28 protein-coding genes, 1 tRNA gene and 1 pseudogene are annotated in these 26,459 nt (G+C 40.7%); 21 read left to right on the top strand and 9 right to left on the bottom strand.

The annotated features are described in order from the left end of the window. Positions 1 to 14: 14 nt before the first annotated feature. Complete coding sequence (locus tag DWA30_RS04970) at positions 15 to 959, bottom strand: T9SS type A sorting domain-containing protein (protein ID WP_114491437.1); 945 nt, start codon at positions 957 to 959, stop codon at positions 15 to 17. A 220-nt stretch (positions 960 to 1,179) separates the two neighbouring features. Here DWA30_RS04970 and DWA30_RS04965 point away from each other — a divergent pair, with 220 nt between their 5' ends. Continuing rightward, on the top strand, positions 1,180 to 1,863 hold the full coding sequence (locus DWA30_RS04965; RefSeq protein WP_114491436.1) for a response regulator transcription factor: 684 nt from the start codon (positions 1,180 to 1,182) through the stop codon (positions 1,861 to 1,863). Further along, complete coding sequence (locus tag DWA30_RS04960) at positions 1,863 to 2,906, top strand: sensor histidine kinase (RefSeq protein ID WP_114491435.1); 1,044 nt, start codon at positions 1,863 to 1,865, stop codon at positions 2,904 to 2,906. Before DWA30_RS04965 ends, DWA30_RS04960 begins: the two co-directional genes overlap by 1 nt. Here the strand turns inward: DWA30_RS04960 and DWA30_RS04955 are convergent. Next, positions 2,871 to 3,941 carry a glycosyltransferase gene (locus DWA30_RS04955; RefSeq protein ID WP_114491434.1) on the bottom strand — a complete coding sequence of 357 codons (1,071 nt, stop codon included), beginning with the start codon at positions 3,939 to 3,941 and terminating at the stop codon, positions 2,871 to 2,873. The two genes, DWA30_RS04960 and DWA30_RS04955, sit on opposite strands and share 36 nt — an antisense overlap. 84 nt (positions 3,942 to 4,025) lie before the next feature. On the opposite strand from DWA30_RS04955, the gene trmB reads away from it, so the two are divergent. From trmB to DWA30_RS04920, 7 genes are all read left to right on the top strand, one after another. After that, entirely contained in the window at positions 4,026 to 4,706 is a 681-nt protein-coding gene (gene trmB / locus DWA30_RS04950; RefSeq protein WP_114491433.1) for a tRNA (guanosine(46)-N7)-methyltransferase TrmB, read from the top strand. Between the two features lie 33 nt (positions 4,707 to 4,739). Continuing rightward, positions 4,740 to 5,369 (top strand): lysine transporter LysE, encoded by a 630-nt coding sequence (locus DWA30_RS04945; RefSeq protein ID WP_114491432.1) that lies wholly within the window; start codon positions 4,740 to 4,742, stop codon positions 5,367 to 5,369. After that, positions 5,359 to 5,682, top strand: a complete 324-nt coding sequence (locus tag DWA30_RS04940) for an MGMT family protein (RefSeq protein ID WP_114491431.1) — start codon at positions 5,359 to 5,361, stop codon at positions 5,680 to 5,682. Before DWA30_RS04945 ends, DWA30_RS04940 begins: the two co-directional genes overlap by 11 nt. 116 nt (positions 5,683 to 5,798) lie before the next feature. Continuing rightward, on the top strand, positions 5,799 to 6,938 hold the full coding sequence (locus DWA30_RS04935; RefSeq protein WP_114491430.1) for an Mrp/NBP35 family ATP-binding protein: 1,140 nt from the start codon (positions 5,799 to 5,801) through the stop codon (positions 6,936 to 6,938). Between the two features lies 1 nt (position 6,939). Next, positions 6,940 to 7,185: a NifU family protein gene (locus DWA30_RS04930; protein ID WP_114491429.1), complete on the top strand. Its 246-nt coding sequence runs from the start codon at positions 6,940 to 6,942 to the stop codon at positions 7,183 to 7,185. A 6-nt stretch (positions 7,186 to 7,191) separates the two neighbouring features. Next, positions 7,192 to 8,244, top strand: coding sequence for an NAD(P)/FAD-dependent oxidoreductase (locus DWA30_RS04925; protein ID WP_114491428.1), 1,053 nt, complete (start codon positions 7,192 to 7,194; stop codon positions 8,242 to 8,244). Positions 8,245 to 8,256: 12 nt separating this feature from the next. Continuing rightward, positions 8,257 to 8,586: a 2Fe-2S iron-sulfur cluster-binding protein gene (locus DWA30_RS04920; protein ID WP_114491427.1), complete on the top strand. Its 330-nt coding sequence runs from the start codon at positions 8,257 to 8,259 to the stop codon at positions 8,584 to 8,586. A gap of 4 nt (positions 8,587 to 8,590) precedes the next feature. Here DWA30_RS04920 and DWA30_RS04915 read toward each other — a convergent pair whose 3' ends face one another. The 5 genes from DWA30_RS04915 to DWA30_RS04895 all read right to left on the bottom strand — a co-directional run bounded on the left by DWA30_RS04915 (position 8,591) and on the right by DWA30_RS04895 (position 12,685). Next, on the bottom strand, positions 8,591 to 9,487 hold the full coding sequence (locus DWA30_RS04915) for a metallophosphoesterase family protein (protein WP_114491426.1): 897 nt from the start codon (positions 9,485 to 9,487) through the stop codon (positions 8,591 to 8,593). Positions 9,488 to 9,631: 144 nt separating this feature from the next. After that, entirely contained in the window at positions 9,632 to 10,810 is a 1,179-nt protein-coding gene (locus DWA30_RS04910) for an acyl-CoA dehydrogenase family protein (protein ID WP_114491425.1), read from the bottom strand. A 49-nt stretch (positions 10,811 to 10,859) separates the two neighbouring features. Next, positions 10,860 to 11,573, bottom strand: a complete 714-nt coding sequence (locus DWA30_RS04905; RefSeq protein WP_114491424.1) for a tRNA1(Val) (adenine(37)-N6)-methyltransferase — start codon at positions 11,571 to 11,573, stop codon at positions 10,860 to 10,862. Between the two features lie 2 nt (positions 11,574 to 11,575). Next, positions 11,576 to 12,100: a ribosome maturation factor RimM gene (rimM, locus tag DWA30_RS04900; protein WP_114491423.1), complete on the bottom strand. Its 525-nt coding sequence runs from the start codon at positions 12,098 to 12,100 to the stop codon at positions 11,576 to 11,578. A gap of 12 nt (positions 12,101 to 12,112) precedes the next feature. Further along, positions 12,113 to 12,685 (bottom strand): 30S ribosomal protein S16, encoded by a 573-nt coding sequence (locus DWA30_RS04895; RefSeq protein ID WP_114491422.1) that lies wholly within the window; start codon positions 12,683 to 12,685, stop codon positions 12,113 to 12,115. A gap of 133 nt (positions 12,686 to 12,818) precedes the next feature. Between DWA30_RS04895 and DWA30_RS04890 the strand changes: the two genes are divergently transcribed. From DWA30_RS04890 to dnaE, 3 genes are all read left to right on the top strand, one after another. After that, positions 12,819 to 13,625 (top strand): DUF6252 domain-containing protein, encoded by an 807-nt coding sequence (locus DWA30_RS04890; RefSeq protein WP_114491421.1) that lies wholly within the window; start codon positions 12,819 to 12,821, stop codon positions 13,623 to 13,625. A gap of 201 nt (positions 13,626 to 13,826) precedes the next feature. Then, positions 13,827 to 14,276 carry a ferritin-like domain-containing protein gene (locus DWA30_RS04885; RefSeq protein WP_114491420.1) on the top strand — a complete coding sequence of 150 codons (450 nt, stop codon included), beginning with the start codon at positions 13,827 to 13,829 and terminating at the stop codon, positions 14,274 to 14,276. A 143-nt stretch (positions 14,277 to 14,419) separates the two neighbouring features. Beyond that, positions 14,420 to 18,772, top strand: coding sequence for a DNA polymerase III subunit alpha (dnaE, locus tag DWA30_RS04880; RefSeq protein WP_114491419.1), 4,353 nt, complete (start codon positions 14,420 to 14,422; stop codon positions 18,770 to 18,772). A 161-nt stretch (positions 18,773 to 18,933) separates the two neighbouring features. On the opposite strand, the gene DWA30_RS04875 is transcribed toward dnaE, so the two are convergent. Next, complete coding sequence (locus tag DWA30_RS04875) at positions 18,934 to 19,920, bottom strand: bestrophin family protein (RefSeq protein WP_114491418.1); 987 nt, start codon at positions 19,918 to 19,920, stop codon at positions 18,934 to 18,936. 255 nt (positions 19,921 to 20,175) lie between these two features. Here DWA30_RS04875 and trxA point away from each other — a divergent pair, with 255 nt between their 5' ends. From trxA to DWA30_RS04830, 9 genes and pseudogenes are all read left to right on the top strand, one after another. Beyond that, positions 20,176 to 20,493 (top strand): thioredoxin, encoded by a 318-nt coding sequence (gene trxA / locus DWA30_RS04870; RefSeq protein ID WP_114491417.1) that lies wholly within the window; start codon positions 20,176 to 20,178, stop codon positions 20,491 to 20,493. A gap of 95 nt (positions 20,494 to 20,588) precedes the next feature. Then, positions 20,589 to 21,134: a ClpP family protease gene (locus DWA30_RS04865; RefSeq protein ID WP_114491416.1), complete on the top strand. Its 546-nt coding sequence runs from the start codon at positions 20,589 to 20,591 to the stop codon at positions 21,132 to 21,134. Next, a complete protein-coding gene (locus DWA30_RS13595; RefSeq protein WP_168421737.1) occupies positions 21,134 to 21,334 on the top strand; it encodes a four helix bundle protein in 201 nt (66 codons plus the stop codon). The genes DWA30_RS04865 and DWA30_RS13595 overlap by 1 nt, the downstream gene beginning before the upstream one ends. A 33-nt stretch (positions 21,335 to 21,367) precedes the next feature. Then, complete coding sequence (locus tag DWA30_RS04855) at positions 21,368 to 22,297, top strand: DUF58 domain-containing protein (RefSeq protein ID WP_114491414.1); 930 nt, start codon at positions 21,368 to 21,370, stop codon at positions 22,295 to 22,297. Between the two features lie 252 nt (positions 22,298 to 22,549). Beyond that, positions 22,550 to 22,623 (top strand) — tRNA-Asp (locus DWA30_RS04850). 230 nt (positions 22,624 to 22,853) lie between these two features. Continuing rightward, positions 22,854 to 24,074 carry a site-specific integrase gene (locus DWA30_RS04845; protein ID WP_114491413.1) on the top strand — a complete coding sequence of 407 codons (1,221 nt, stop codon included), beginning with the start codon at positions 22,854 to 22,856 and terminating at the stop codon, positions 24,072 to 24,074. Positions 24,075 to 24,368: 294 nt separating this feature from the next. Then, positions 24,369 to 24,653 (top strand): helix-turn-helix domain-containing protein, encoded by a 285-nt coding sequence (locus DWA30_RS04840; RefSeq protein WP_114491412.1) that lies wholly within the window; start codon positions 24,369 to 24,371, stop codon positions 24,651 to 24,653. Positions 24,654 to 24,656: 3 nt separating this feature from the next. After that, a pseudogene (locus tag DWA30_RS04835) lies at positions 24,657 to 25,401 on the top strand (hypothetical protein). After that, the gene (locus tag DWA30_RS04830; protein WP_114491411.1) at positions 25,385 to 26,047 is read left to right on the top strand and encodes a P-loop NTPase family protein; all 663 of its coding nucleotides are present in this window, start codon (positions 25,385 to 25,387) and stop codon (positions 26,045 to 26,047) included. The pseudogene DWA30_RS04835 and the gene DWA30_RS04830 overlap by 17 nt, the downstream one beginning before the upstream one ends. A gap of 13 nt (positions 26,048 to 26,060) precedes the next feature. Here DWA30_RS04830 and DWA30_RS13270 read toward each other — a convergent pair. After that, a partial coding sequence (locus tag DWA30_RS13270) for a hypothetical protein (RefSeq protein WP_168421736.1) occupies positions 26,061 to 26,459 on the bottom strand: 399 nt, incomplete at its 5' end.

Genomic DNA, 26,459 nt, shown 5'->3' with positions numbered 1-26,459 from the left:
ATGTTTTTAGATAATTACTTGATCACTAATTTTTTTGTGATAGTAGCATTTCCTTGAGTGATTCGAACAATGTAAACACCGCTGTTCAAGTTAGCAACATCTAATCTGTCGCCGGCCAATGTTTGGTTGATCACTTGCTTTCCTAATACGTCGTAAACTGCCACTTCTTTGTTTCCGCTTAAAGTAGAAGTAATGTTTACAAAGCCTTGGGTGGCAGGATTCGGGAAAATAGCGAATTGATCGGCATCTACTGAATCGGTTCCTAGAATATCGGCAACATCTAAGTTGTCGAAAAAGAAGGCTTCACTACTTGCGTTAGTTCTTGCTTCAATTACCAATTGGATGGTCGTGTCCGGTAGTAAAGACGCAGTTCCTGTGATCCACTGTCCTTCGATTAGAAGATCGTTGATGTCGGTTCCTGTAGTATCCAAGATATCGATCTCTGTGCTGTTTGTTAGGTCTCTAACATAGATTCTAAGTCGGTCTGAACCAGAAGCGTTTTCTGTACCGTCACCTTCATAACCTGTGATCGAGATAAAATAATCGATTGCTAAGGTTGGTGCAGTAGTTCCAGTTAGGTCTACTTGGTCGAATTCAAGAATGTAGTTTCCGTCGACGTCACTAATTTGGTATCCTTGTGTCCCGTCTGTGTAATCAACAGGATCGGTACCGTCAAAAGGTCTAAAATCGGTAACACCTACAAAATCACCATCGGTAAGTCCTTCACCTGGGGTGTCGTATGGTACATAAGAAGCATCAAATCCAATTTCCCCGCCTGTAGATGTAAAATCTACAAAAGGTTCGTCTGTATTGTTTACTAAATCATGTGCTACGTTAGGATCTCCGGTATCGGTATAGTTCATAGTAGAAAGAGGTGGTTCCTCAAAACTAGTAGATGCTATTTGTGCAATAGAAGCAGCCGAAATAAAAAGAGCTGCTAAAAGAGTAATTTTTTTCATTGTAATTGATTTATTTAATTTTTACAAATATATTAATATGATACAATTTACATGCCAATTAATCGTAATTTATCAAGTGTTTAACTTTATCATAACATCTTGCTGTCACTCAATTTATTAAATGTTATTGCTAAGGTTACCGAATCGTTAACAATAAGACTTTCACATGTTATGAATAAGTAAATACTGTATCTTTAGACCGCAATTATTAAAGTATATTATGAAAAAAAAGGATACTAAAATATTATTGGTAGATGATGAACCGGATATTTTAGAAATAGTTGGATATAATCTAACTTCCGAAGGATATAGGGTTATTACTGCCGAAAATGGCAAAGAAGCCATCGCCATGGCTAAGAAACATTTGCCACATCTTATCATCCTAGATGTGATGATGCCCGAAATGGATGGTATAGAAGCTTGTGAAAAGCTTCGTAGTATACCTGAATTAAGTGAAACCGTAATTACATTTCTTACAGCACGTGGGGAAGATTATTCTCAGGTGGCTGGTTTCGATGCTGGTGCAGACGATTATATTACAAAACCTATTAAGCCAAAATTATTAATTAGTAAGGTTAAAGCATTATTACGAAGGCTAAAAGAGCCGGAAGATAGTGATACAAACATTAAATTGGGCAACCTGGTAATTAATCGGGAGGAGTATAAAATTGTAAATGGTAAGGAAGAGATCGTCTTGCCTAGAAAAGAATTCGAACTGTTGTCGTTACTAGCTTCAAAGCCGGGGAAGGTGTTTAAACGAGAGGATATTTTGGACCGTGTTTGGGGAAACGAGGTGGTCGTAGGTGGACGAACAATTGATGTGCATATTCGTAAACTACGAGAAAAGATAGGAGACGAACGCTTTAAGACCGTGAAAGGCGTTGGGTATAAGTTTGTGGTGTAATGCGCATCGATTTTAAGAAGACATATAAATTTGCCGGAATTACGGCAGCATTGATAACAGTATTCTTGACACTCGTTATGGGTGTCTTTTTTTATTATTACCAAGACATTCCCTTTGTGTTTTTGATAGGCTTTGCCATTCTTTGTTACTTGATTACATTCTTTTTAATCCAATATCGTGTCGAGAATTTTATCTATAAACGGGTTCAAAAAATATACGACGATATCAGTCTTTTAGAGTCTTCACCCATAGGTCGCTCACAAATTACTACCGACATGGGTACACTTATCAAAGAGGTGGAGCGATTTGCAAAAAATAAGAAGTTGGAGATTGAGGCATTAAAAATTCGCGAGAACTATCGAAAGGAATTCATCGGTAATATCTCTCACGAATTAAAAACCCCACTATTTACCGTACAAGGCTATATTTTAACCTTGCTAGACGGTGCTATGAAAGATAAGGCAGTTCGCAAAAAATACTTACAGCGTGCCAGTAAAGGGGTAGAGCGCCTAACCTATATTATTAACGATCTAGAAATGATCACAAAGCTGGAAGTTGGTGATCTCAACTTGAACAAAAAACGATTTAATATTATTGAACTCACCCAAAATGTGTTCGATCTTATCGAAATGAAGGCTATAAGGAAGAATATTACGCTCACCTTCGATAAGGACTACAGCAAAGGCATTTATGTGAAAGCAGATAAAGAACGGATACAACAAGTGCTGAGTAACCTTTTGGTGAATTCGGTCAAATATGGAAAAACAGGTGGTACTACCGAAGTAAGTATCGAGGACCTGATCAAGAACAAAGTGCTTATTCGGGTTACCGATAATGGAGAAGGCATCGAAAAAGAACACATTCCAAGATTGTTCGAACGTTTTTATCGGGTCGATAAAAGTGGATCGCGTAAAGAAGGTGGCAGCGGTTTGGGACTATCCATTGTTAAGCACATCGTTGAGGCACATAACGAAAAAATATATGTCGAAAGCCAATTTGGTGTAGGGTCAGAGTTCTCCTTTACCCTTGAAAAAGCTGAATAACGCCTCATAATCACGTTGGCTCTTAAAATCGTGTAGTCCTTTATAATCTCGTACCGATTCTAATTTATCTATCGAAAATTCTTTTTGCTTACACATAGGCACCAAACCGTGATCGTCTAATCTTTTTGCTAAATAATTTTGTTCATATTGCCCGGGAGTTGGTATAAAAAAGGCTTTTTTTTCTAGAACTGCCAAGTCCATGATGGTGGTGTAACCCGATCGAGAAACGACCAGATCACTCGCATTAATTGCCTGTTCCAATTCCTCACTAAGCATGTAATTAACAATCTTTAAATTGTTCAGCTGTCGAATTTCTTGTTGTGATTGTACATTGCCTTGCACCAGCAATACCGAGTTAGCTGCTTTAGAGAAGAGTTCGGTTAGTTGTAGTTCCAGCATGCTTCGCTGTGGTTCGGGACCCGATAATAATACCAAAATATCGTATTGCTTCGGAAGCAGTTGTTTTTTCATTCTACTTAAGGGTCCGATATATGTAACCGGAAAGTCGGCATGTTTTATATGCCCTAATTTTCCGCTCAGATTAATAATATTTTCTACGTCGGGCACCCAGCACGCATCAAATTTTCTAATGATGCGTCGGTGAAGCTTGCTGCTAAAAAAAGAAGTGTGTCCTGTTAGTACGTTTAGTTGATGCGTAATAAAGACCGAGGGGATCTTCTTGTTACGAACCCCTAAGCGATTGTCGCTAATAATTCCGTCGATGGTGCCTTGAGCAACCATTTTCTGAATTATTTTTTTTTCTGAACGCATTGTTTTTTGAAGCGCAGGCAGTTTCCAAAGCAATTTCCACTTAAAATAAACGCCTTTCTTGGGATAACGAATGTTGTATGCCGGCAAAGAAACATAAGGCAATTGCGGAAACTCCTTCCGAAGCAACAACAAGGCATCACCATCTGAGCCAATAATCACATTAAATCCATGTGCGAGCAATGCATCGATAATTGGGATACATCTTGTGGCATGTCCCAAACCCCAACATAACGGTGCGACCAAAATGGTTTTTTTTGCTCCCATAAAAACAAAGGTACGGATTATAACAGCCGTTTAGAATTCCGTAATTTTGCATTCAAAGAATTTTAAAGTAACACTTACGAACTCGTGGGAAGCAAGAATAAACTTAAACGATTTAAACAAAACGAAACTTTTGCTAATGTAGTGCAACCTACACGAGAAGAAGTGTTTAATAACAGTCTCGATCTAAGAGGTAATTGGGGAAAGCAATTCTTTAAAAATGAGCACCCCTTAGTTCTAGAACTAGGTTGTGGCAAAGGAGAATATACCGTAAACCTAGCAAAGGCACATCCCAATAAGAATTTCTTAGGAGTAGATATTAAAGGTGCGAGGTTTTGGAGAGGTGCAAAAACAGCCTTAGAAGAAAATCTTGAAAATGTTGGTTTTTTGCGTACTCAGATCGAATTGATAGATCACCTTTTTGAAGAAAATGAAGTCGATGAGATATGGATCACCTTTCCCGATCCACAGATTAAATACAAACGCACCAAACACCGACTTACAAACCCCGATTTTTTAACGAAATACAAAAAAGTACTTAAACCGGGAGGGTATGTACATTTAAAGACCGACAGCGAATTTATGCATGGGTATACGCTTGGTTTGCTTAGTGGATTGGACGAAGAGATCGTTTACGCACATCACGATGTATACGGAAACGAACACTCGCCTGAAGAAGTGACAAGCATACAGACGTACTATGAAGGCCAGTATTTAGAGGAAGGAAAGAAAATCACCTATATCAAGTTTCGATTTCGTTCCATTTAAATTCTGTATCTTCACATAGCAAACAGCCCATTAATGTCGCTATTTCTTAATTTCGTTATTGGTTTTTTGGCCGCATTGGTAGGTGTAATTCCACCGGGTTTGCTTAACATGTCGGCTGCTAAGATCAGTATGAAAGAAGGCCGCAAGAACGCCCTACTATTCTCTATAGGCGTTTGTGTTACTGTGATCGCTCAAACCTATGTCGCCCTAATATTTGCACGCTATTTAGACATGAATCCGGAGATCGTGGACACCTTACAAGAGGTTGCCTTAGGGATCTTTATTTGTATCACTATCTATTTTTTCTTTATTGCCAAGGACACGAGAAGGGAAATTCCGGAAGACGTAAAACACTCTAAAACGAACCGATTTTTCTCGGGGATATTTCTAGCGACCCTAAACTTGTTGCCTTTACCCTATTGGGTCTATATAAGTGTGACCTTTTCGGGCTTTGGATGGTTTACATTTTCACAGTCCGGTATATGGACCGCTGTAATTGCTTCGGGTTTAGGAACCTTTGTAATGTTGGCCCTGTATGTTCAGTTCTTCAAAAAGACCGAGAATACGTCACCCCCAAGAATGAATATGAACTACATCATTGGTGCTATAACTGCTATTATTGCTGTGATTACAGCCTTTAAAATTTTTAAAAATGTCTTCTGAAGGTTTTTTCGAACAGGTGTATAAGGTAGTTGAGAAAATTCCGCATGGAAGAGTAACTTCGTATGGTGCTATTGCTAAATATTTAGGGGCGTCCGGAAGCGCTAGAATGGTGGGTTGGGCCATGAATGCTAGCAAAAAAGCTGAGGTGCCGGCACATCGCGTGGTAAATCGAAACGGACTTCTTAGTGGGAAACACCATTTTAAGGGCACCCATTTAATGCAGCAGCTATTAGAAAGTGAAGGCGTTGTAGTTAAGGAAAATCAGGTGCAACAATTCGATGTTCTGTTCTGGGACCCAAGAAAGGAACTATAGTCATTTTCACTACATTATAATAGTATAAGTCAAATCAATCTTACAGCTTTACTATCCAAACTATAAGCGTTATATTTGCACTTTAGAATGAATCTAAATATTGCAGCATACGCCCTATGAAATTGAAAAAACAAGATATATTAAATGCACTCTCAACGATCACAGTAGCCGGAGAAGGAAAGAATATGGTAGAAAGCGGTGCGGTGCAGAATGTAGTAACATTTGCCGATGAGGTGGTGGTCGATCTTAAATTAGCCACCCCTGCTATGCATATTAAGAAACGTGCTGAAGCCGACATCGTTAAGACCATTCATGAAAAAGTTGATAAAGATGCTAAAGTTCAAGTGAATGTGAAGGTAGAGGCCCCTAAAAAGCCTGCCAACCCTAACTTGATTAAAGGTAAGCCAATCCCTGGAATTCAAAATATAATCGCTGTGGCGTCTGGTAAAGGCGGTGTGGGGAAATCTACAGTTACTGCGAACTTGGCCATTACCTTGTCAAAAATGGGCTTTAAGGTTGGTATTTTAGATGCAGATATTTACGGGCCGTCCATTCCTATGATGTTTGATGTCGCGATGGAACGACCTCTTTCGGTAACGATTGATGGGAAGAGTAAAATGAAGCCCATAGAAAATTATGGAGTTAAAGTATTGTCCATCGGTTTCTTTACCAAACCAAACCAAGCCGTAATATGGCGAGGTCCAATGGCGGCAAAAGCATTGAACCAATTAATTTTTGACGCAGACTGGGGGGAATTAGATTTTATGTTAGTAGATCTTCCGCCGGGAACCGGAGATATACACTTGAGTATTATGCAATCGCTTCCTATTACGGGAGCCGTGGTAGTAAGTACACCCCAGAATGTTGCTTTGGCCGATGCTAGAAAAGGAGTTGCTATGTTTCAGCAGGAAAACATCGATGTGCCAGTATTGGGGATCATAGAGAATATGGCGTATTTTACGCCTGAAGAGTTACCGGAGAATAAATATTATATCTTCGGAAAAGAGGGTGCTAAGCATTTAGCCGAGGACCTGGATATACCTTTCTTGGGTGAATTGCCATTGGTGCAGGGCATTCGAGAAGCAGGTGATGTGGGTCGTCCTGCTGCACTTCAAACAGCCACAGTAATTGAAGAAGCGTTCGAGAACATTACAAAGAACGTAGTTTCCGAAACTGTAAAGCGAAACGAAAACCTTCCGCCTACCGAGGCGATCAAAATAACTACTATGGCAGGTTGTAGCGCCGTAAGAAAATAATATGACGACACAAGAATTAAAATCGAAAGTGGAATTGGCCTTAGACGAGATTCGCCCATTCTTACAAAGTGATGGCGGCGATATTTCATTGTTGTCTATAGATGAAGATGGTCGAGTTGTACGTGTTCAGTTAGAAGGAGCATGTGTAGGCTGTTCGGTCAATCAAATGACCTTAAAGAGCGGCGTGGAACTAACAATTAAAAAGCACGCACCTCAAGTAGAACAAGTTATAAATGTAGAAGCCTAGGAAGGAATGATAAAAACCGATATACTCATTATTGGTGCTGGACCTACGGGTCTTTTTACCGTTTTTGAAGCTGGATTGTTAAAACTTCGTTGTCATTTAATCGATGCGCTCCCGCAACCGGGAGGTCAATGTGCCGAGATCTATCCTAAAAAACCAATTTACGATATCCCTGCTTTTCCGGAGATTCTCGCCGGGGACCTTGTTAAAAATCTCATGAAACAAATTGAGCCGTTCCAACCGGGTTTTACCTTGGGGGAACGTGCCGAAACGATAGAGAAGCAAGACGATGGGAGTTTTATAGTAACCACCTCAAAAGGCACCAAACATCAGGCGCCTGTTGTGGCGATAGCCGGTGGCTTGGGAAGTTTCGAACCAAGAAAACCTCCTATCACCAATCTTGCTAACTACGAAGATCACGGGGTGGAGTATATTATTAGAGACCCTGAACTGTATCGCGACAAAGAGGTTGTAATTGCCGGAGGTGGTGATTCGGCCTTAGATTGGAGCATCTTTTTAACCGATGTGGCCAAACACGTTACCTTGGTACATAGACGAAACGAATTTCGAGGTGCCCTGGATAGTGTAGAAAAAGTGCAGGAGCTTAAGGACGATGGTAAGATTACGTTGATCACTCCTGCCGAAGTTATAGATGTGGTAGGAACTAACAAAGTACAAGGTGTGTCTATCAAACGAGGAGCCGATGTCTTTAATAAAGAATGCGATCATTTTGTGCCGTTATTCGGGTTAGCACCAAAATTAGGGCCAATCGCAGATTGGGGATTGGAAATAGAAAAGAACGCTATTAAGGTCGATAATACATTAGATTATCAAACCAATATCCCCGGAATCTATGCCATTGGCGACGTAAATACATATCCAGGTAAACTAAAACTTATTCTATGCGGGTTCCACGAGGCTACGCTAATGTGCCAGAGTGCGTATCAACGTATCTATCCAGATAAGCGATATGTGATGAAATATACCACAGTAGGCGGAGTAGAAGGTTTCGATGGAAGTAAAAAAGAAGCACCAAAAGCGGTCGTAAAATCGATTAATTAGTACTTCGGAAAAATGAAGGACATCAAAATTACAATAATCGATAGAGAGGGAAATTCGCATTCAGTGGCTGCACCCACCGACATGAATATGAACATTATGGAGTTAATTCGCTCCTATGAATTGGCGCCCGAAGGCACCATTGGGGTCTGTGGCGGTATGGCCATGTGTGCGTCTTGCCAGTGTTATGTTAAGAGTGATCACGAATTACCGGAAATGAGCTACGACGAAGACCTTATGTTGGCAGAAGCATTCAATGTGCAAGAAAATAGCAGGTTGGGTTGTCAGATCTATATTACCGAATCCTTAGATGGATTAACGATTGAAATCGCTCCCGAAGTATAAAGAATTAGTTGCTTCGATAAGCGCTTAGTAGCTGAGGACCTTCCAGCAATACGCGAATCACTTTAAGCGTACCATCTTCGGTAGTTGCAATTTGCCACTTGATCAATGAAATGGAATTGTTTTCTATTTCCAGACCCGTGATACTTCTAGGGTGTACACAGCTTCCATCGTTAAAATACGCAATACTTCCGGGTTCGGGGAATCGTGGTCGATGCGTATGACCGGTAATGGTAAAAAGATTGTTGTTTTCTGTGATCCATTTTTTTGTACGACGCTCTACTTTAATAAGTTCCTTGTAGTTTTTTGCGGGACTGGTAGGGTCGCTTATTCCCACTACTTGAAGCTGCCGCCATAATGCACGTACCATGAATCGATTGATCTTCCATCCGTGGTAGTTCATCCAGTCGGCTTGGTGACCGTGCAACATAAATATTTCTTGTCCGTTGGTTTCATGCTCTAGGATAAGTCCTTCCGAAAATTCAATATCCGGAAACAACGGATCTTGTGCTCCGGTCACTTTGTTGAGATGTGTAAATAGGTGCTTTTCTACATAGCGTTTGTTCATATAAACCATGTCATGATTACCAACAACTCGATACAATCTGTTCTCATTGTGAAACAAGCGCATCAGGTCGAATACGTTCTTATGTGCTTCTAGTATCGATTTAAATTCTATATTTTCCCAAAGCTCATCTCCATCGCCGAGTTCGCAGTAGGCGAAGCTTTCTTTGTAATAATGTTTTAAGGCGTGAAAGTAAATGTTGCGATTGTTGGCAAAATCGTCGGCAAAGCTATTGTCGCCGCGATGGCAATCGCTAAAGATTATAAACTTAGAGGTGTCGTTAAAAGAGATGCGTCGCGCCGTTTCGTAAGCGCGGGTAAATCTTTTTTGTGAAGACATAGTGATACTTTTTTTAAAGATACAGTATGCTCGCTTTTTATACTAATTTGAAGTTTAAATTTCTCGTACGAGTCGTTTTCCGAAGAAGACAAGAAAAAAAGGCCTCAATACTGAAGCCTTTTATTTACTAGATAATTCGTCTAATTACTTAAATGCGTTTAAGCCTGTTATGTCTAGTCCGGTAATGAGCAAATGTATGTCATGCGTTCCTTCGTAGGTGATCACGCTTTCTAAATTCATTGAGTGGCGCATAATGCTGTACTCGCCTGTAATTCCCATTCCACCTAAAATTTGTCGCGCTTCGCGAGCAATATTAATGGCCATGTCTACATTGTTCCGCTTGGCCATGGAGATCTGTGCCGAAGTTGCTTTTCCTTCATTTCGAAGCACACCTAGACGCCATGCCATCAACTGGGCTTTGGTGATCTCGGTGATCATCTCGGCTAATTTTTTTTGTTGTAATTGAAACCCTCCAATTGGTTTGCCAAATTGCGTGCGTTCCTTGGCATATCGAAGCGCCGTGTCGTAGCAATCCATAGCGGCTCCAATAGCTCCCCATGCAATCCCAAAACGAGCAGAATCTAAACACCCTAAAGGCGCACCTAATCCGGATTTATTGGGTAATAGGTTTTCTTTAGGAACTTTTACGTTATCAAAGATCAATTCACCCGTGGCAGAAGCGCGCAGTGACCATTTGTTGTGTGTTTCTGGTGTACTAAAGCCTTCCATGCCTCGTTCTACGATCAAGCCGTGAATTCGGTCATTTTCATCTTTGGCCCACACTACTGCAACTTGTGCGAAAGGCGCATTGCTTATCCACATCTTGGCACCATTCAATAAATAATGATCTCCTTTGTCTTTAAAGTTGGTGGTCATTCCACCCGGATTACTACCATGGTCTGGTTCGGTAAGTCCAAAACAACCCATCCATTCGCCACTTGCCAGTTTTGGAAGGTATTTTTTTCGTTGGTCTTCGTTGCCATATTTCCAAATAGGGTACATTACCAAGGACGATTGTACCGAGGCTGTACTTCGAACCCCACTATCCCCACGTTCAATTTCCTGCATGATAAGCCCGTACGAGATCTGGTCAAGACCGGCTCCTCCATAGGTTTCGGGAATGTATGGACCAAAAGCACCAATCTCAGCAAGTCCGTCAATAATTTGTTCGGGGAATTCTGCTTTCTGGGCGTATTCTTCAATAATGGGAGACACGTCGCGCTTTACCCAATCTCGGGCTGCATTGCGCACCAATTTGTGTTCATCGGTTAATAGATCATCAAGATTGTAATAATCGGGGGCTTCGAAAAGATCGGGCTTCATAGATATTGATTTATAGCAATACAAATGTAAAAATCACAAGCCGAACGTCCTACATTTTCAAATAAAAATCTGAAACTAAATTTTTATAGTCTTCGGTATAGTTGTGGCGTTCGGTTTCGATGGTCAACGCTTCAAGAATTGCAGGTTTTTTTCTGAAACTGAAAGCCAACATACTTCTTTTTATGGGTGCATTTGCCGTTCCTCGCACCCGGCAAATTTTGTTGGGAAATAAATTTACTTCCGAAGCTAACGCAATAAAAGCAGCTTCTTCACTATACGGAATAATGGTAGCGAATAGCCCATCTTGTGCCAATAAAACCGACACCGAAGCAATTAACTCACTAAAGGGGAGGGCGTCGTTAAATCGAGCGGTATCTCTTGCTATGTCTGAGGTTTTGTAATTAGCAGAATAAAATGGCGGATTAGAAACGATAAGATCATAAGGTTCTTCCGGATCTTCGGTAAATTCATCTAGCGAAGCGTGGTAACAGAAAAGTCGGTCGCCCCAAGGCGAGCGCTCAAAGTTCTCTACACTTTGTTCATAGGCATCGGGATCGATCTCTAAAGCATCAATAAGAGTTGCTGTACTTCGTTGTGCGAGCTGAAGTGCGATCACACCTGTGCCTGTACCGATATCTAGAATAGAAAAAGGATGGTGCGACAGTGGCGCCCATGCGCCTAACAATACCCCATCGGTGCCAATTTTCATCGCACAGCGATCTTGGTGCACAGTAAATTGTTTAAATTCAAATGGCTTGTCCATAGTTAAAGGTACAAGTCGATTAACCCTTCGGGTACATCTAAATGGATCTCACCTTCGGTTCGATCTACCTTTTTTATAAATGAGTCGTTTATGGGGATCAAGATCTCTTTTTCGTCACGAGCAATAACAAAAAGGTGTTGGGCCGTAGCATCGTTGATCGCCGTGATAGTACCAACCTTTCCGAATTGCCGGTCGTAAACGGTAAAACCAATGATCTCGTGGTAATAGAATTTATTTCCTGTTAATTTAGGCAAGGCAGCCAAAGGAAGGAACAAGTCTTTTTTCAATAGCGCATCTGCATCTGCTTCATTCTCTACCTCTTCAAATTTAACGCGAAGTAGGGTCGATTTGTGTAGCGAACTGTGTTCAATAAAAAATGGAATCAAGTTGTTGTGTTGTTCCACAAAAACCGATTCCATTTCTAAAAATTGTTCGGGGTCGTCTGTATCTAATTTTACAAGTAATTCCCCTTTAAAACTGTACTTCTTTACGATTTTGCCTACGAAGAAACAATCCTTCTTTTGCATATCGCAGCCGTTTTATTCTTCTTCCTTAGCAGCAGCTTCCTTCTTTTCTTCAGGAGCGGCTTCTTCGGTGGCTTCGGCAGTAGCTGTTTCTTCTGTAGCCTCTTCAGTGGTAGTTTCTTCCTCTGCAGGCGCTTCAGCTTCGGCAGATTCAGCAATACGAGCTTCATTTACTGCTTTTTCGGCAGCTAATGCTTCTTCTTTTGCTTTTTCCTTAGCATCACTTAGCTTGTCTTTCTTAGCGTCAACAGCTTTCGCTTTTTCTTCTAACCAAGCATTGAACTTTTCTTCGGCTTGTTCTTCGGTCAACGCACCTTTACGAACACCACCGGCAAGGTGATGCTTTAACAACACTCCTTTATAAGAAAGGATCGCTCTAGCGGTATCGGTTGGTTGAGCCCCGTTTTGAAGCCATTGTACTGCGCCATCAACATCGATGTCAATATGAGCAGGGTTTACATTTGGATTGTAAACGCCTATTTTTTCAAGGTATTTACCATCTCTTTTCGCGCGACTATCGGCAGCCACGATCCAGTAAAAAGGTTTTCCTTTCTTACCGTGTCTTTGTAATCTTATCTTTACGGGCATATCAATTAATTTTTGGGGTTCCCGACCCCGGTTATAATTAAGGACGGCAAAGATACTATATTTTTTTTCTGAAATTCAACAGATTAAACCATTTTATTTTACATTTGTTGCAAACCTATTTATTCTAAAGATTATGAAACGATTATTGATGCCCCTTTTTACTGTCTTACTGGTTTTATTTTCAGCCTGTGAAGACATCCAAGATAACACCCCGGCCATGCAAGGAACGTTAGATGATGTTTTCTTTAAGGCGAACGATGCGCGTGCTTCGGAAACCTTAGATGGGGATTTTCTAATTCAAGGAATTACGCAAGACGAAACCCTTACCCTTAAGGTTCCTAGTCCTCAGGCAGGGATATATACCCTAGGTGAAGGATCTGCTAACTACGCCTCCTTTGAGGATATTGAAGGAAATCTATTTACAACAGACCCTAATGGAAGCGGAAAGGTGGAGATCACTCGATGGGATACTAGCGAAAAAGTGGTAGATGGTACTTTTAACTTTACTGCAATTATTCCGGGTGTGGACACACTCGTTGTACAGCGCGGTATTTTTTATCGTGTGCCTTACGGTTTTGGTGAAGAGGTGGAAGAGCCGGGTAATGCCGGAAATTTTGCTGCCGAAGTCGACGGGGCTACATTTAACCCATTTACCGTCACGGCAGTTGATAGTGGTAATTCCATTATTATTGCCGGAGCGAGTACAGCCATTACCATTACCATTCGTGTTCCGGTTGATGTAGAAACTGGTTCGTACAGCTTACCTGAAATGGGCTTCGGTGCCACCTATTCTGAAGGAGCAGATTCCGAACAAGCCACCTCTGGTAATATTATTATCGTAGAGCATGACTTGGCTAATAATATCATAAAAGGAACTTTCTCATTTCAAACAGACAATCACAGCATTAGTCTAGGTCAATTTAACGTCACTTACCAATAGACAGACTGTTAAAATAATTTCAAATTAAAAAGTACAACCCAAGCGAAGGTTAAACTCTGTTAAAACCTATTAAGCTTGGGTTAATTATTTGTGTAAGCCCTTTGTTTACGGTATATTAGAGTATATTGAAACGAAGTTAAGTGATGATCTTTTATTTAATGTATTAATTAAAATCATCGCATAAATATAAAATATTTGATGATGAAGTATACAGAGAACATGTCGAAGAAATTAAATGAACTATTAGAAAAGAATTACGACGCTGAAAAGGGTTATAAGAAAGCCGCAGAGATCGTAGACAATACGAAATTGAAGCAATTCTTTGAAAGTCAAGCCCAGCATCGTTATGATTTTGGACATGAATTAAAGTCTGAAATTAGAAACTTCGGGGAAACTCCCGATAAAGGCGGAAGTACCACCGGTGATATGCACCGTACGTGGATGGACATAAAGTCTACGTTCACTTCCAACGATGAAGAAGCGATCTTAGAAGAAGTTCAAAAAGGTGAGAAAAAAGCAGTAGAAGAGTATGACGAAATTATTAGTGATACGACACTGCCACCAACCACCAAATCGATTTTGACCAAACAGCGTGAAAGTGTAAAAACAGCTTTACAAAGCGCTAAGAATTTTGAAGTAGTTGTATCCTAACGGAACGCTATGAAAAGGAGAAATCCCGCTTTATGCGGGATTTTTTATGTAAAAATGTGAACAACTCTTTACAACTTTTTAATAGCATCGCGCTGCATTTTTTTATTTTTACTCTTGTTGATTCCACCTTCTAAATTCGATCTATGTATTTGATCTTCGATACTGAAACCACTGGTCTTCCCAAGCGTTGGGACGCCCCCGTAACCGATAGCGATAACTGGCCTCGCTGTATCCAAATTGCATGGCAGTTGCACGATGGTATGGGTAATGTGATCGAGCATCAAGATTATTTGATACAACCCGATGGGTTCAACATTCCCTTCGATGCTGAAAAGATTCACGGTATCTCGACCGAGTTAGCACAGGCAAAGGGAATTCCGCTTAGGGAAATGATGCATAAATTTTCCGAAGCATTGAGCAAAACAAAATTTCTCGTAGGGCAAAATGTAGGCTTCGATATAAACATTATGGGAGCCGAATTCCATCGATTGGGACTTGATAATCCGTTGCCCGAACTACCGGTATTAGACACCTGTACCGAGACCACTGCTCAACTTTGTCAGATCCCCGGTGGTAGGGGAGGTAAATTTAAACTGCCTACACTTACCGAATTACATGAATTCTTGTTTAATCAACCCTTTGCAGAAGCTCACAATGCAACAGCCGATGTAGAAGCGACGACTCGATGTTTTCTCGAATTGGTACGCCGACGATTGTTCACTTCGGAAGAATTAGACGTTCAACCGGATTATTTCGAACAATTTTCAGAAGCCAATCCGAAAGAAATCGAATTGATCGGGCTTTCCCATATCAACTTGAAGAAAGCTTCCGAAAAGATCCGAAAGGAATTGGAGGCAGCTTCAACCACACAAGAGATCTCTTCTGAAGAAATAAAAGAGAACATCGCGACCCTCGAAGAGACCGCTTTTGCGCATTTGCACAACCATTCGCAGTTCTCGATCCTACAATCAACTTCCAGCACTCAGGACTTGGTGGATGCAGCCGTTGCAAATGAAATGCCCGCAGTAGCCCTAACCGATAGTGGCAACATGATGGGAGCATTCCATTTTACAAGAGCAGTAAATAACTATAATAACAGTCTTTCTGAAGACGAACAGCACAAGCAGTTAAAAGCGATTGTTGGCTGTGAGTTCTTTGTTTGCGAAGACCATTTAAATAAGTCGCACAAGGACAACGGATACCAGATCGTACTGTTGGCCAAGAATAAGAACGGCTACCACAATTTGGCTAAAATGGCTTCTATCGCCTATACCGACGGATTTTATTATGTGCCCCGTATCGACAAGAATGTTATTGCCAAATACAAAGAAGATATCATCGTACTTACCGGAAGTATATATGGCGAAGTCCCTAGTAAGATCTTGAATATTGGTGAGAATCAAGCCGAAGAGGCGCTACTTTGGTGGAAAGAACAATTTGGCGATGATCTGTATATAGAAATCATGCGCCACGACCTCGAGGAAGAAAGACGTATTAATGATGTGCTCATTTCATTTTCTGAAAAGCATAAGGTGAAAATGGTTGCGTGTAACAACACTTATTACATCAACAAGGAAGATGCGAACGCGCATGACATCTTGCTTTGTGTAAAAGATGGAGAAAAACAAGCCACGCCAATTGGTCGCGGACGTGGTTATCGCTACGGCTTGCCAAATGATGCGTATTATTTTAAGAGTCAGGAGGAGATGAAGGTCTTGTTTAAAGATCTTCCTGAGGCTATAAGCAATATTTCCGAAGTGATCGATAAGATAGAACCCTTCACCTTGGCTCGAGAAGTATTGCTTCCAAAATTCGATATTCCTGAAGAGTTCCGGCACGAAGAGGACCTCAAGGACGGCGGTAATCGCGGAGAGAATGCCTACCTACGCCATCTAACCTACAAAGGGGCCGAGCGGCGCTACAACGAGATCACCGACGAGATCAAAGAACGATTGGATTTTGAACTGGATGTGATCGAAAAGACTGGATATCCGGGATACTTCTTGATCACTGAAGATTTTATTCGAGAAGCACGAAATATGGATGTTTCGGTGGGTCCAGGACGAGGTTCGGCTGCGGGAAGTGCAGTGGCCTACTGTTTGGGGATCACCAATATCGATCCTATCGCCTACGATCTGCTTTTTGAGCGGTTCCTAAATCCGGACCGGGTGAGTATGCCCGATATCGATATTGATTTTGACGATGAAGGTAGAAGTCGGGTAATGGATTATGTGATCAGAAAATACGGTAGCAATCAGGTGGCACAGATCATCACCTATGGTACTATGGCAGCCAAATCTTCCATTCGCGATACAGCGCGTGTATTGGATCTTCCGTTAAACGACGCCGATCGTATCGCCAAACTGATCCCGAATATGACAAAGCTGAACAAGATCTTTGGAATGACCGATCAGGAATTGCGAAGTAAATTTCGAAGCGACGAATTGCCTAAGGTGAACGAATTGCTAAATCTTTCGGAAGGATCCGACCTGGAAGCACAGACCATTAATCAGGCGAAAATACTGGAAGGCTCTGTTCGCAACACCGGTATTCATGCCTGTGGTGTAATTATTACGCCCGATGATATTACCAATTTTGTACCGGTAGCTACGGCCAAAGACAGTGATCTGTATGTAACACAATTTGACAACTCGGTCGTGGAGAGTGCCGGGCTGTTAAAAATGGACTTTTTAGGACTCAAAACCCTAACACTTATTAAGGATACGGTAAAGTTGGTAAAACACAAACACAATATTGACTTAGATCCAGATGCTTTCCCATTAGACGATGAAGCGACCTATGCCTTGTTCCAACGGGGCGAGACGGTTGGGATATTTCAGTACGAATCGGCCGGGATGCAGAAGTATATGAAAGAGCTCAAGCCAACCGTCTTTGCAGATCTTATTGCCATGAACGCTTTGTATCGTCCAGGTCCAATGGAATACATTCCAAGTTTCGTTCGTAGAAAGCACGGGGAGGAGGAGATCACGTACGATCTTCCGGCAATGGAAGAATACTTAAAAGAAACCTACGGGATCACCGTCTATCAAGAGCAGGTGATGTTGTTGTCGCAGAAATTGGCTGGATTTACCAAAGGTGAAGCCGATGTACTTCGGAAAGCCATGGGTAAAAAACAAAAGGCGGTACTCGATAAGATGAAACCTCAGTTTATCGAACAAGCAGCAGCGAAAGGGCATGACCCCGAAAAACTGGAGAAGATTTGGAAAGACTGGGAGGCGTTTGCAAGTTACGCCTTTAACAAGTCGCACTCCACTTGCTACGCTTGGATCGCGTATCAAACAGCCTATTTAAAAGCCCATTATCCCGCCGAATATATGGCTGCGGTATTAAGTAACAATATGAGCGACATCAAGCAGGTCACTTTCTTTATGGAGGAGTGTAAACGCATGGGACTCGAGGTACTTGGACCAGATGTCAATGAATCTTTTTACAAATTTACAGTGAACGATCAAGGAGCTGTTCGCTTCGGAATGGGAGCGATTAAAGGTGTTGGTGGTAATGCCGTGGCGACCATTGTTGAAGAACGAAAAGAAGGAAAGTATAAATCGGTGTTCGATCTGGCCAAGCGCATCGATCTGCGATCGGCCAATAAAAAGGCGTTCGAGAATTTGGCGCTTGCCGGCGGATTTGACAGTTTCGACACGCATCGCGCCCAATACCTACACGATGATGGGGACGGGGTCATGTTTATAGAAAAGGTCTTAAAATACGCAGCGCGCTATCAAGAAACCCAAAACTCGTCACAGGTGAGTTTGTTTGGCGATGCCAGTGAAGTTCAAATTCCGGAGCCGGAAGTACCACCTTGCGAAGAATGGGGAACCATGAAAAAGCTAAAGTTAGAGAAGGAGGTAGTAGGGATCTATATTTCGGGACATCCATTAGACGATTTTAAGATCGAGATGCAAAATTTCACCAATTGTAAGGTGGCGCATTTTAACGAACTGGAGAAGTTCGTAAATAGAGAATTGTGTTTTGGTGGCATCGTAAGTGAAGTGCAACACCGCGAATCTAAGGCCGGTAAGGGTTGGGCGATCTTTACGGTAGAAGATTACGAAGACAGCTACGACTTTAAGATCTTTGGCGAAGAGTATTTAAAATGGCGACATTTATTGGTGCCTAATTCGTTTATCTACGCGCGGGTCTTTGTAAAAGAAGGCTGGACGAATCGCGATACCGGAAAAAAAGGAGACCCGAGACTGCAATACAATCATATGCAGTTATTGCACGATGTGATGGATCAACAGGCGCGTAAACTCACCTTGCAACTGCCAATAGAATCGTTGGAAGCCGATCGTATATCCAATTTAAAAGAACTGTTCTCTATGCATAAGGGCGACAAGCAGCTGCATTTTGTGGTGTACGAAGTTGCGAACAAAGTGAAGCTAAACATGCCAAGTCGCACACATAAAATAAAGATCAGTAAGGAATTGCTGCATGAACTGGAGCAAGAACAAGTGAAGTTTAAGCTGAATTAAAATCAGTTGTTTTTGGGCGATCCTCTCTGGTTTCGCCGAGGCGCAACCAACAGCGGCGGGCTTTTCGCTCCAATCTTTTTGTTGTTTCCTTTCAGTTTTCTCAAGGCAACAAAAAGGATTTTTGCTTCAATCCCTATCGCAGGTCGTACACAGCAATTTTGTTACATTAAAAATCCGTTTTCGGTTTGAGTGGGACCGGGAATGTTGGTGTCATCGATCATTTCACGTAGATCGATCTCGATACCCCTTGCGATGGACGTAATGGGAACGTCGTTATAGGTACCTTCAAACGGATTTTCGGAATAGTCGCCAATCATTTCCATTAAAAAGAACACCCAGATCACTAGGGCAGAAAGCACCGGTCCGGTCCAATACAACCATCCTTGCATGGTATTGAAAACATCGATCAATCCTAAGGGGACGAAGGCACAAAAAACCATACATAGCCAAAAGGCGGTAGAAGCGTATTGTCTAGGAAAGGGGAAGTTCTTTATACGTTCGGCACGACCTTGTTCGGTGTATAAGCTGGTGATGAGTCCGTGGAACTCCATATGTCTAAAATCTTCGAAGTAGTCTTGATCTCTGAGTTGTTGCAAACGTTGCGATTGATTTTTAAGTAGTTGTGTAGCGACATTCGATTTGGTAAGCAGTTGGCTTACTTCGGAAGCGGGGAGGTAGTGGTGTAATTCCTCTTTTAGCGATGCGTTAAAGTCTTCTGAAACAGCAGGCGCATAGGTCTTTTTTACTCGTCCTTTGGGGTGTTCCCAGCTACGTGGCAAGCGTAGTTGATAGCGCAGCGCAGTTAACCAAGCTATGTGACGGTAGATCAGTTCTTTTTTAATGGTTTCGTCGGTAGTGCCTTTTACAAAGGATACAGTTGCTGCACCAAAAGTGCGGCTGGTATTCACGATACCTCCCCAGATCTTTCGGGCTTCCCACGTACGATCGTAGGAACTGTTATTTTTGAATCCGAGATAGAATGCAACGGCAATTCCAATTACGCTAATGGGTTGCCAAGGAATAAAAAAGGTAAGTTGTAGAAAATAGCTTATGGCAAAGAGCGCTACGGAGTAGAGGAGTCCTATGATCAAGGGTTTTTTAGACCAATTGAGGGTCATAAAGAACCCGTATTTTCTTTTGGTATACATAGTGGTGCGGTTAGTGATTCTAAGGTACAAAATCTTTTGGCATCCTTCTTCGGGCAGGGATAGAAGCGGCATCCTCTTTGGAGCGAGGTGAGGAGTGAGAAAGAGATATAGCTGAAAGCCCGGCACGCCGAGGTGGTAAGGAGGCGTGGCCCGCATAATTAAAGGCAATAGTTGTATTGCCTAAACTAATGTTAAGCCTGTAAGGAGAAGGCTTTTTTTTGACTACTTTTGTGTAACAATAAAAAAACAGAAACAATGGCTTTAGAAATAACAGACGCGACATTCGAAGAAACCGTATTAAAAAGTGATAAACCTGTACTGGTAGATTTTTGGGCAGCTTGGTGTGGACCTTGCCGTATGGTGGGGCCTATTATCGATGAAATTAGCAACGACTACGACGGAAAAGCCGTGGTAGGAAAAGTAGATGTAGATGCTAATCAAGAATTTGCCGCGAAGTATGGCGTACGTAACATACCCACTGTATTGGTATTTAACAATGGAGAATTGGTTGGTCGTCAAGTAGGCGTAGCACCAAAGAACGTATACGCAGAGGCAATCGATAAGTTATTATAAGATACATTTTAACATAGAAATTAAACTATAAAAGGCTTGGCAGTATGCTAAGCCTTTTTTAATTTTCAGCAACAATTATACTTTCAGCAACAAACATGGAGAAAAAATATAAAGTTCAGGATAAAATAGACAATCAGCAGTTAGACGACCGCACCATCTTTTTGTGGGGCATGGTGGACGATAAGAGTGCTCGGCATGTCGTAGATAGATTACTGTATTTAGATTCGGTTAATCATGAGGAGATCAAGTTGTATATAAACAGTCCAGGCGGCTATGTCACTTCCGGCTTCTCTATGTACGACACCATACGATCGATCAAGAGTCCGGTATCGACTATTTGTACCGGCTTGGCGGCTTCTATGGGAAGTTTGTTGTTGTCGGCTGGCGAGAAAGGTAGACGGTTTATCCAACCTCATGCTCGGGTGATGATACATCAGCCTAGTGGCGGAGCTCGTGGTCCTGCGAGTGATATTGAGATAACGGCGCAGGAAATCTTAAAGACAAAGGAGTTAAGTGCTCGAATCTTGGCAGAGAATTGTGGTCAGAAATTTGAGAAGGTCATGAAAGACTTTAATCGCGATCATTGGATGGGTGCGGAAGAGTCTGTGGAATATGGAATTGTGGATGGCGTTCTTTCGTAGTGAGTGGTGCGGCAAGACAGCGTGATAAGGAGTTTATTCAATCTGTGAGCATAGCTACGGGGTTTCTTTCGGAAGTAGAAACGCAATATCTATTGGCAATTCGTTTAAAGTATATTTCTAATATCTCTAAAATAGAGTGTTTAATCAATTCTGTTGGGAGCGTATTGGTTGGCAAAAAAAATGATTTATTGAATACATAGCTTCGCTTGATTCACTTCACAAATCAACAGAAAATGGATATACAAAAAGAAATAAATGAGATTACCGGCTTCAAGAATCTGGAGTTGCTGGCCAAGCAAGTGGTCGAGGGGTTTATTTCGGGTTTACATAAGAGTCCGTTTCACGGTTTTTCTGCTGAATTTGCCGAGCATAAGATCTACAACAGTGGTGAAAGCACCAAGCATATAGATTGGAAGTTATATGCCAAGACCGACAAGTTATACACCAAGCGGTACGAAGAGGAGACCAATTTACGGTGTCATATTATTATTGACAACAGTAGTTCGATGCATTATCCTTCTTTAAAGGAATTCAATATCAATTCGTTGAACAAGATCGGTTTTTCGGTATTGGGAAGTGCGGCGATCATGAACTTGTTAAAGCGACAGCGGGATGCGGTAGGCATGAGTATTTACAGTGACCATTATGAGTTTTACAGTAGTGAAAAAGGCAGTGAACGACACCATCAGATGTTGTTGGGTAAGTTGAACGAAGCACTGCAGCCATCGAGCGAACAAGTAACGACTAAGACCTATACCTATTTGCATTTGATCGCCGAGAAGTTAAAGCGGCGGTCGTTGGTATTCCTATTCACCGATATGTTTCAGAGTGATACGGAGGAGGAGAAGTTGTTTGAAGCGCTTCAACATTTAAAATACAATAAGCACGAGGTGATATTGTTCCATACCTTCGATAAGCAAAAGGAGTTGGAGTTCGATTTTAGCAATCGACCCAAACGTTTTGTCGATGTAGAAACAGGGGCGCACGTAAACTTGTATGCGGACAACATTAAAGCTTCGTATGAAGCGGCGGTGGCCGATTATTTTAATGCGTTGGCGTTAAAGTGCGGTCAGTATCGTATAAAATATGTTCGGGCGAATATAAATGAAGGCTTTAATAAAATTTTGACCACCTATTTGGTGGAGCGACAGAAATTTGGTTAGTTGATAAGAGGAGTTTTGAGTTGTCTAAGAGGTTGAAATTAAGCTGACTTTGATAGGTGGAGAAATGAAATTAAAGGTAGAGAAGCACTAAATAGTTAAGTGGATAAACTTTTTTAAAAAAAATGTTTGTCATAATGAATTGGAGTAGTATATTTGCACCCGCCTACACGCTCAAAGACGTAAAGTTAGAGCAGGCCTACTTCTCGAAGGGGAAGTAAAGACAAGCTTTTAAAGTCTATAAAATAGTAGCACGGTCTGGTAGTTCAGTTGGTTAGAATACCTGCCTGTCACGCAGGGGGTCGCGAGTTCGAGTCTCGTCCAGACCGCTTAATGGGAATTCAAATTCCCTCAAAACCTTGTAAATTATAAGATTTACAAGGTTTTATGTTTTTAGGGCAATCATATAATTTCATATCATTTGCATCTAAAAGGTCACAAATCGTCAACATATTTTTTTATCTGCGATTATGTTGACAGAATATCGTAACTTACTCATAATAGTATAGTTGATTTGACTTTCGTCTTAATAAATGTTTAACCATTAAAGACGACAATTATGCGAACTTCATCAACATTTTCAATACTGTTTTGGGTGTACGGAAAACGTGCTATAAACAACAAAGCAAATATCTACATTCGGATTACCTTAAATGGTAAACGTGTCAACATTAGTCTCAAGAAAAAAATCAATATTTCTACTTGGGATGAAAAATTGCAAAGGGCAAACGGAACCGATAAAGATTCCCGCACTCTCAATCTTTACTTGAACGAAGTACAATCAAAAGTATATAGAATTTACGAAGATTTCAAGAGGGATGAAGTGCCTTTCACTTCCCAAATGGTCAAAGCCAAATTTTTAGGCGAGGACAAAACACGCTATTCCTTTCAAAATCTTGTTGACTATTACAATGAAAAGATGCAGCATAAATTGCACAAAAACACGATGGGTCAATACAAGACAAGCCAGCGGTATATGATGGAATTTATTCTTAAGGAATACAAAATTACAGACATCCCACTTTTCAACTTGGAATATAGTTTTATCATAGGCTTTGAAGATTTTCTTCGGTCGTATATACCTAAAAGTGGACAATCTAAAATTGGCAATAATACCGCAATTAAGCATATTAAGCGTTTACGCAGAATGGTTACTCTTGCCTATCGGATGAAATGGATTGAAAGAGACCCATTTGTGAATTTTAAAATGAAAATTGAAAAAAAGGAACGTAGTTTCCTATCAGATTTTGAATTATTAAGTATTGAGGAATTGTCTTCAACCATAGAACGTCTTATGGTTGTGAAAGATTTGTTTGTTTTTAGTTGTTATACTGGTATTTCGTACGTTGACATTGTACAATTAAGTAAAGATAATATCGTAATGGGCATAGATAATAGTCCTTGGATAATGGCTAAAAGGGTAAAAACAGGTGCACCATTCAAAATTCCATTATTGCCCAAAGCTGCAATCTTAATAGATAAATATAAAGACCATTATCGAACTAATTATACATCCAGTCTTTTACCCAAGTTTTCCAACCAAAAACTGAACAGTTATTTAAAGGAAATCGCTGACTTATGCGGTATAAAAAAGAACCTGACTTTTCATATGGCCCGTCATACTTTTGCTACAACTGTGACTTTAAGCAATGGTGTCCCAATAGAGACAGTATCTAAATTACTAGGGCATACTAAGCTGTCCACAACTCAAATCTATGCGAGAGTTGTTGAGAGAAAAGTTAGTGATGATATGGAAAAATTAAAACTGATATTAGATTAAATTATTCCTTTGTTCATAAAAATTTCAAACACCCAAGTTGATACCAACTTGGGTGTTTTCATTTCAACAAATTATAATGAAATTTAGATCGAAAAATGTGTCTGAATGGCTAATAAAATGAACCAAAACTTGCTAAATTTCAATATGTTAAACTTCTACCCAACTTGGTATCAACTTGGGAATAAAATCCAATAAACCTATTCAAATTTGTAGAACGAAAGTCAAATCAGGTTAAGGGCTATCAATTAAAAATTTAAAATCCTTGATAGTCCTTTTCTTTAAAACCGTTCTATTATGCCGACAAGTTTCATTACCACAGACGACCTTCGAGATTTCAAAATGGAATTGCTCGATGACATCAAGAAACTGCTTACCAATCAATCCAAGACGAAGCTCAAAAAATATCTTAAATCCTCAGAAGTGATGGACTTGCTTCAAGTGAGTCCGGGAACACTACAAAATCTTCGTATCAATGGCACTTTGCCGTATACTAAAGTCGGTGGCATTATCTATTATGATGTACAGGAAATACAAAAAGTGATGGACGCCAATCGTGTTCAGCACGGTTTAAATTCTTAGATGATGAACTATATAAAGCTACTTAATGCGGCTTTTGAATCGTTCTATTTTGATGACCGCCTAAATCCCACCCATATCAGTTTGTATATGGTGCTGTTTCAAGAATGGAACAGTTGCCGTTTTATGGACGAATTCTACGTGAACCGCAGGGAATTAATGCGTGTGGCAAAGATTGGCTCTAAATCTACCTATCACAGATGCATAACCGACCTCGATTCTTGGCACTACCTACTATACTTTCCTTCAAACAATCCGTACAAAGGAGCAAAATTAAGATGGCCATTATTGGGACAAGTGATGAACCAGTTGTGGGACAGTATCATCCCGAATTAGAACAGCTTGCGGAACAGTACCATCCCAATGGTGTACCTCTTGAGGGACACCAGCATCCCAAAAACGGACAGGTTGTGTACCAACACCGTCCCATAGGTGGACAAGCATTGGTATCTGAAACAAACAATAACAAACAAGAAAACAATATAAAACAGCCAAAGGGCAGGCAGGCCGTTATTTTATTTTTTGAAGAAAAAGGTTTTGATGCAGATGAAGCTAAAAAATTCTATGAGCATTATGCAGACCGAGAATGGCAAACAAGCGATGGCAAACCGATACGAGATTGGCGCTCATTGGCCACAAATTGGATGGACAGAACCGAATTATTCGACCAAGAAAACAAAAAAAACAAGCGTCCCAAATCAAGGACAACTTACGAACCACTAAAAACAAAGATTATGGACAACCCCTCTAAAATTACCGAAGATGGCGTGGAATATTCGCTGGGAAAATTTGATGGAAAAAGTGTGCTATGCGATTTTCCGAAAATCTTGATTTACCTGAATGCAAAAGCCAAATTGTTGTTTGGCGAAAAATTTAGGATTTATGATGAAGACAAGAATATTTTACTGAAGCTCTGTTCGTACTTCGTCAAGGATAAAGAAAATTGCAAAACCTATGGAATCGATATTGATATGGGCATTCTGCTTTCTGGACCTGTAGGTTGTGTAAAGACAAGTTTGATGAAATTGCTACGACATTTGGTTCCCTTGCAGCGTCCTTACAAAATGATTCCTTGTCGGAATGTAGCTTTCAGCTTTAACCATCTTGGCTTTAAAACAATCGAAGAATACGGAAATACCAAATTTTTTTGTTTCGATGATTTAGGCGTGGAATCTGCGGGCAGGTTCTATGGGAAAGACTTGAACGTGATGGGCGAAGTACTATTATCCCGATATGAACTCTATCTCGATACCAAACACAAAATAAAAACCCACGCCACCACAAATCTCAATGCTGAAGAACTGGAAGAACGCTACGGCAATCGTGTTCGTAGCAGAATGCGAGAACTGTTTAACTTGATAGCTTTTGATACAAGAGCTGGGGATAAGCGGAAATAATGTGAAATTTAACTTACACACTTTGTGGGATAGTGTCATAAAATATTATAGTGTCTAAATATAAATAAGTAGGTTCTTCCTCTGTTACTTCTTTCATCCAATTAAGACATTTTTTTAAGACTTCTTGGTCATAACAATCCTTATAAACCTGCCAGCTAAAATGGTTAATGTAACCATTGTCAAATTCGCCATTGTCTTTTAGAATCTTATAAATTTCGAAAACTTTGTCCCATTTGTTTTGAGCTATTAGAAGGTCTATTTCGTAGGATGGCAATATATCATCTGTCCATTCTTTACTCAACGCACTTTTGGCAAAAACAATGGCTTCATTATATTTTAATTGGCTTTTTTCTGAAATTGCTCTCTTGTATTTACCAGAAGTCATAAAGTAAAATAAAATATCAACATCAGT

This window comes from Candidatus Ulvibacter alkanivorans (assembly GCF_003333325.1).
GTDB lineage: Bacteria > Bacteroidota > Bacteroidia > Flavobacteriales > Flavobacteriaceae > Ulvibacter_A > Ulvibacter_A alkanivorans.
The sequence above is the reverse complement of the archived record's forward strand: the minus strand, read 5'-3'. Positions and strand labels throughout refer to the sequence as shown.

Excerpts from the sequence above, each read along its gene's own strand:
- DWA30_RS04970 (WP_114491437.1), bottom strand. The coding sequence starts at position 959 with ATGAAAAAAATTACTCTTTTAGCAGCTCTTTTTATTTCGGCTGCTTCT.
- DWA30_RS04965 (WP_114491436.1), top strand. The coding sequence starts at position 1,180 with ATGAAAAAAAAGGATACTAAAATATTATTGGTAGATGATGAACCGGAT.
- DWA30_RS04960 (WP_114491435.1), top strand. The coding sequence starts at position 1,863 with ATGCGCATCGATTTTAAGAAGACATATAAATTTGCCGGAATTACGGCA.
- DWA30_RS04955 (WP_114491434.1), bottom strand. The coding sequence starts at position 3,941 with ATGGGAGCAAAAAAAACCATTTTGGTCGCACCGTTATGTTGGGGTTTG.
- DWA30_RS04945 (WP_114491432.1), top strand. The coding sequence starts at position 4,740 with ATGTCGCTATTTCTTAATTTCGTTATTGGTTTTTTGGCCGCATTGGTA.
- DWA30_RS04940 (WP_114491431.1), top strand. The coding sequence starts at position 5,359 with ATGTCTTCTGAAGGTTTTTTCGAACAGGTGTATAAGGTAGTTGAGAAA.
- DWA30_RS04935 (WP_114491430.1), top strand. The coding sequence starts at position 5,799 with ATGAAATTGAAAAAACAAGATATATTAAATGCACTCTCAACGATCACA.
- DWA30_RS04930 (WP_114491429.1), top strand. The coding sequence starts at position 6,940 with ATGACGACACAAGAATTAAAATCGAAAGTGGAATTGGCCTTAGACGAG.
- DWA30_RS04925 (WP_114491428.1), top strand. The coding sequence starts at position 7,192 with ATGATAAAAACCGATATACTCATTATTGGTGCTGGACCTACGGGTCTT.
- DWA30_RS04920 (WP_114491427.1), top strand. The coding sequence starts at position 8,257 with ATGAAGGACATCAAAATTACAATAATCGATAGAGAGGGAAATTCGCAT.
- DWA30_RS04915 (WP_114491426.1), bottom strand. The coding sequence starts at position 9,487 with ATGTCTTCACAAAAAAGATTTACCCGCGCTTACGAAACGGCGCGACGC.
- DWA30_RS04910 (WP_114491425.1), bottom strand. The coding sequence starts at position 10,810 with ATGAAGCCCGATCTTTTCGAAGCCCCCGATTATTACAATCTTGATGAT.
- DWA30_RS04905 (WP_114491424.1), bottom strand. The coding sequence starts at position 11,573 with ATGGACAAGCCATTTGAATTTAAACAATTTACTGTGCACCAAGATCGC.
- rimM (WP_114491423.1), bottom strand. The coding sequence starts at position 12,100 with ATGCAAAAGAAGGATTGTTTCTTCGTAGGCAAAATCGTAAAGAAGTAC.
- DWA30_RS04895 (WP_114491422.1), bottom strand. The coding sequence starts at position 12,685 with ATGCCCGTAAAGATAAGATTACAAAGACACGGTAAGAAAGGAAAACCT.
- DWA30_RS04890 (WP_114491421.1), top strand. The coding sequence starts at position 12,819 with ATGAAACGATTATTGATGCCCCTTTTTACTGTCTTACTGGTTTTATTT.
- DWA30_RS04885 (WP_114491420.1), top strand. The coding sequence starts at position 13,827 with ATGAAGTATACAGAGAACATGTCGAAGAAATTAAATGAACTATTAGAA.
- dnaE (WP_114491419.1), top strand. The coding sequence starts at position 14,420 with ATGTATTTGATCTTCGATACTGAAACCACTGGTCTTCCCAAGCGTTGG.
- DWA30_RS04875 (WP_114491418.1), bottom strand. The coding sequence starts at position 19,920 with ATGTATACCAAAAGAAAATACGGGTTCTTTATGACCCTCAATTGGTCT.
- trxA (WP_114491417.1), top strand. The coding sequence starts at position 20,176 with ATGGCTTTAGAAATAACAGACGCGACATTCGAAGAAACCGTATTAAAA.
- DWA30_RS04865 (WP_114491416.1), top strand. The coding sequence starts at position 20,589 with ATGGAGAAAAAATATAAAGTTCAGGATAAAATAGACAATCAGCAGTTA.
- DWA30_RS04855 (WP_114491414.1), top strand. The coding sequence starts at position 21,368 with ATGGATATACAAAAAGAAATAAATGAGATTACCGGCTTCAAGAATCTG.
- DWA30_RS04845 (WP_114491413.1), top strand. The coding sequence starts at position 22,854 with ATGCGAACTTCATCAACATTTTCAATACTGTTTTGGGTGTACGGAAAA.
- DWA30_RS04840 (WP_114491412.1), top strand. The coding sequence starts at position 24,369 with ATGCCGACAAGTTTCATTACCACAGACGACCTTCGAGATTTCAAAATG.
- DWA30_RS04830 (WP_114491411.1), top strand. The coding sequence starts at position 25,385 with ATGGACAACCCCTCTAAAATTACCGAAGATGGCGTGGAATATTCGCTG.